The 3,602-nt window shown below is 47.2% G+C and carries 6 protein-coding genes and 1 pseudogene; 6 read left to right on the top strand and 1 reads right to left on the bottom strand.

Annotated elements, in window-relative coordinates; genetic code table 11:
• Positions 1-50: 50 nt before the first annotated feature.
• Entirely contained in the window at positions 51-791 is a 741-nt protein-coding gene (locus tag B4F99_RS01590) for a rhomboid family intramembrane serine protease (RefSeq protein ID WP_290754913.1), read from the bottom strand.
• A gap of 68 nt (positions 792-859) precedes the next feature.
• Here B4F99_RS01590 and acpS point away from each other — a divergent pair, with 68 nt between their 5' ends.
• The 6 genes and pseudogenes from acpS to B4F99_RS01560 all read left to right on the top strand — a co-directional run.
• Positions 860-1,216, top strand: a complete 357-nt coding sequence (acpS, locus tag B4F99_RS01585; RefSeq protein WP_290754912.1) for a holo-ACP synthase — start codon at positions 860-862, stop codon at positions 1,214-1,216.
• A 1-nt stretch (position 1,217) separates the two neighbouring features.
• Positions 1,218-2,291 carry an alanine racemase gene (alr, locus tag B4F99_RS01580; protein ID WP_214856621.1) on the top strand — a complete coding sequence of 358 codons (1,074 nt, stop codon included), beginning with the start codon at positions 1,218-1,220 and terminating at the stop codon, positions 2,289-2,291.
• Between the two features lie 139 nt (positions 2,292-2,430).
• The gene (locus B4F99_RS01575) at positions 2,431-2,655 is read left to right on the top strand and encodes a hypothetical protein (RefSeq protein WP_023469624.1); all 225 of its coding nucleotides are present in this window, start codon (positions 2,431-2,433) and stop codon (positions 2,653-2,655) included.
• 3 nt (positions 2,656-2,658) lie between these two features.
• Positions 2,659-3,009 (top strand): type II toxin-antitoxin system PemK/MazF family toxin, encoded by a 351-nt coding sequence (locus B4F99_RS01570; protein WP_023469623.1) that lies wholly within the window; start codon positions 2,659-2,661, stop codon positions 3,007-3,009.
• A gap of 193 nt (positions 3,010-3,202) precedes the next feature.
• Positions 3,203-3,529, top strand: a complete 327-nt coding sequence (locus B4F99_RS01565) for an STAS domain-containing protein (protein WP_029342841.1) — start codon at positions 3,203-3,205, stop codon at positions 3,527-3,529.
• Positions 3,526-3,602, top strand: a pseudogene (locus tag B4F99_RS01560) (anti-sigma B factor RsbW); the annotation flags it as partial. The gene B4F99_RS01565 and the pseudogene B4F99_RS01560, both read left to right, overlap by 4 nt.

Genomic DNA, 3,602 nt, shown 5'->3' with positions numbered 1-3,602 from the left:
ACTTTTTTGGTTCAGTTCAATATAGCGTAGTCCTTTTTTTGTATGCTGGTTTACAGGTAACGGAAGAATAATCCGAGTACAGCAAAGGCGATGATGACATAGAAGAAGATACGACCCAACTGCCCAGAACCGCTTACGAAGACAGGACCACCACTTGTCCGACGACCCGTTTGGAACGGACGTGTGAATGGCACGGCGCGGTTGCCGAAGACGAATCCGAAAAGGAATCCGAGGACGAAACCGTACAAGTGACCGAAGACAGCGACGTTCGATCCAAGTAACGTAAAGACTGCCGTGACTGCAGTGAAGATATACACAAGCCGTGTATCGTCTGCCATGATGACCGTCCGTTTGAAGCGACTCAAGTAGACATAAAAACCAAGCAGACCAAGAATGGCGCCAGATGCTCCAGCTTGTCCATAGAATGGTTCATTGATTTTCGTGAAGTACGTCAAGACGTTCGCGAGCGTACCGACGAGCAAATAAAAGGCAGCAAATCGAGTATGCCCGATCATCCGCTCGAGTGGTGGAGCAAAGATGACAAGGGCAAACGTATTGAACGCAATGTGCCAAAAATCATAATGCAAGAACGTGGCCGTGACGACACGCCACCATTCACCTTGTCCGATTAAGAGATTGATTGCTGCGCCTGCACTTAAGGGAGAGAACGTCAGATTAAGGAGTCCACCTAACTTTTCGATGACAAACAGGGCGACTTGGATTAAAATGAACAACGAAACGACCGGATAAGAACGTGTGAACGTTTGTAGATTTTCCGTTCGACTAAACATGACAACACCTCGCTTCATCTTCATTCTATATGAAGATGGCGAAGAATAGAACTGTGGAGGCGTCTCGGATGATTTATGGAATTGGGATCGATTTAGTCGAACTAAATCGAATCGAGCAAACGCTCGAGCGACAGCCACGTTTTGCAGGAAGAATTTTGACGCAGGCAGAACAGGAACGATTTCAATCGCTTTCAGGACACCGGCAAATTGAGTACCTGGCAGGTCGCTTCGCCGCAAAGGAAGCGTTCGTTAAAGCATTTGGAACCGGTGTCGGAAAAGAGGTTTCCTGGCAGGACGTCGAAGTTTTAAACGAGGAGACCGGACGACCGATCATGAGCGGACCATTCGATGGCGTCATCCATGTCTCGATTACACATTCAGAGCACTACGCGTCTGCGCAAGTCTTATTAGAGAAGAGGGATTAGGATGTATCGACCAACTTGGATTGAAATCGATCGGGAAGCGATCGCACACAATATACGCGAAATTAAAACACGAATGGGCGAGCAACAGGTGATGGCAGTCGTCAAGGCAGACGGTTATGGTCACGGTGCAGTGACAGTCGCTGAGATTGCCCTTGAAAATGGAGCTGACTTACTCGCTGTTGCGCTCCTTGAAGAAGCGATTGAGTTGCGAGAAGCGGGTATCCAAGCGCCGATCTTGATGCTTGAAGCTTTACTGCCGGAGCATGCGCCAGTCGCTTCGAATTACGATGTCGCCGTTCCTGTCTTTTCAGCCGATTGGCTCCAAGAAGCGAAACGGCATCTGACGGAAATCGATCATCTCCGTTTGCATATCAAGGTCGATACCGGGATGGGGCGACTCGGACTGCAGCATGTCGATGAGTTGAAGCATATTTTGGTTGAGTGTAATGATGATCTTGTCGAACTCGAAGGCATCTATACGCATTTCGCAACCGCTGACGAGCTGAACAGTCGATTGTTCGAACGTCAGCTCGAGACATTTTTATCCTATGTCGCGCTAGTACCGGACATTCGTTACGTACATTGTGCTAATTCAGCGGCAGCGATTCGCTTAGCGGGACAAGCGCCGTTTAACGTCGTTCGGGTCGGTATCGCGTTATATGGGGCGATGCCGTCGGATGAGATGGCAGGACATTATGAATTTTTAAAACCAGCGTTCTCACTGAAAAGTCGTCTGATGCAGGTCAAACAAGTCGAACCGGGTCAGACGATCAGTTACGGAGCGACTTATACGGCACCGACAGATGAATGGATCGGTACCGTTCCGATTGGTTATGCAGATGGTTGGTCACGCAAGTTTCAGGGCTATTCACTGATTGTAGACGGTCTACCGTGCGAAATCGTCGGTCGTGTCTGTATGGATCGCTTGATGATTCGTTTACCGCGAGAATATCCGATTGGAACGGAAGTCATCTTGATTGGAGAAGGGGCACCAATCGAGGAAGCGGCCCATTGGCTCGGGACGATCAACTATGAAGTTCTCTGTCAATTCTCGAAACGTGTTCCGCGTCAGTGATTCGCATAAGACATCAATAAGATGGCAAAAATACGTTATTTGTTTGAATTTTGATTGTATTTTCTGAATTCGACTGATATATTGAAGTAGAAAGTGAGTCGTTCGTTAAGGTTTCAGTGAATCTGGAGGTGCCATTATCTTGGTCCAACAACGGGAAATGCAGTTTGTTGAGCGAAATGTAGCGAAGGAGACGATTGGGATGAAGTCGAATCATACGACCGAAGAACGCAAGCGTCAGCTACGTGAGGAATTGAAGCGTGGTTACGAAGAAATGGCAGCAATCAATTTATCGATCGTAGGCGAAATGTTCCAGATTGAAACGGAGGCGGAGTTCTCACTCCTACGTCAAGTAAGCGGGGTGTAAGCTTTGATAGTCAAACGTGGCGACGTGTTTTATGCAAATTTGTCACCTGTGGTCGGATCGGAACAAGGGGGAGTTCGTCCCGTGCTTGTTCTACAAAATGATATTGGTAACCGATTCAGCCCGACAGTCATCGTGGCTGCGATCACGGCACAGATCGACAAAGCCAAACTACCGACCCATGTGGAAGTATATCGAGAGCGACACGGATTAGAACGTGATTCGGTCATCTTACTTGAGCAAATCCGTACAATTGATAAACGCCGTCTAACGGATAAAGTCACACATCTAGATCCGGACACGATGATGAAAGTAAATAGTGCCGTCGCAATCAGCTTAGGCTTGGTTGATTTTTAGGCACTTACATAGAAGCGCAACACAAGAAGAGTCGATACTAGCGTATACGACTTTTTTTGACCTCTTTTTTTAAAAATGGGTTTCAAAGTTTTCTTTACGGGGAAACATACCCAAGTGACCTTTTTATAAAGGGAAGAGGTAGGATGAATAGCAAGACCACATAGACAGATTTTCCTTGAGGAGGAACTTGAAGATGGATTTAACAATTAAAACAGAGCAGCTAGACGGTCAGACGCATCTTTATATCGCAGGTGAGATTGATACGTATACGGCACCAAAGCTTCGCCAAGAATTAGTCCCGGCAGTCGAAACGAATGATGTCATCGTGCACTTGGATGAAGTTCATTATATGGATTCAACCGGTCTCGGTGTGTTCGTCGGTGCCCTCAAAGCAGCGAAAAAGAACGGAACATCGTTCACGCTCGTTGGCGTCTCTGAACGTATCCGTCGTCTATTCGAGATCACAGGTCTTTCAAGCATCATTACAATTGATAGTGGTGTACGAGGTGGAACGCAATGAAGAACGAACAACTGAACATGACATTACCGGCCAAACCGGAATATGTAGCCATCGCTCGTTTGACGGTTTCAGG

Origin of the sequence: Exiguobacterium sp. UBA3491, assembly GCF_002377745.1 — a bacterium.
In the GTDB taxonomy this organism is placed as follows: Bacteria; Bacillota; Bacilli; order Exiguobacteriales; family Exiguobacteriaceae; genus Exiguobacterium_A.
The sequence above is the reverse complement of the archived record's forward strand: the minus strand, read 5'-3'. Positions and strand labels throughout refer to the sequence as shown.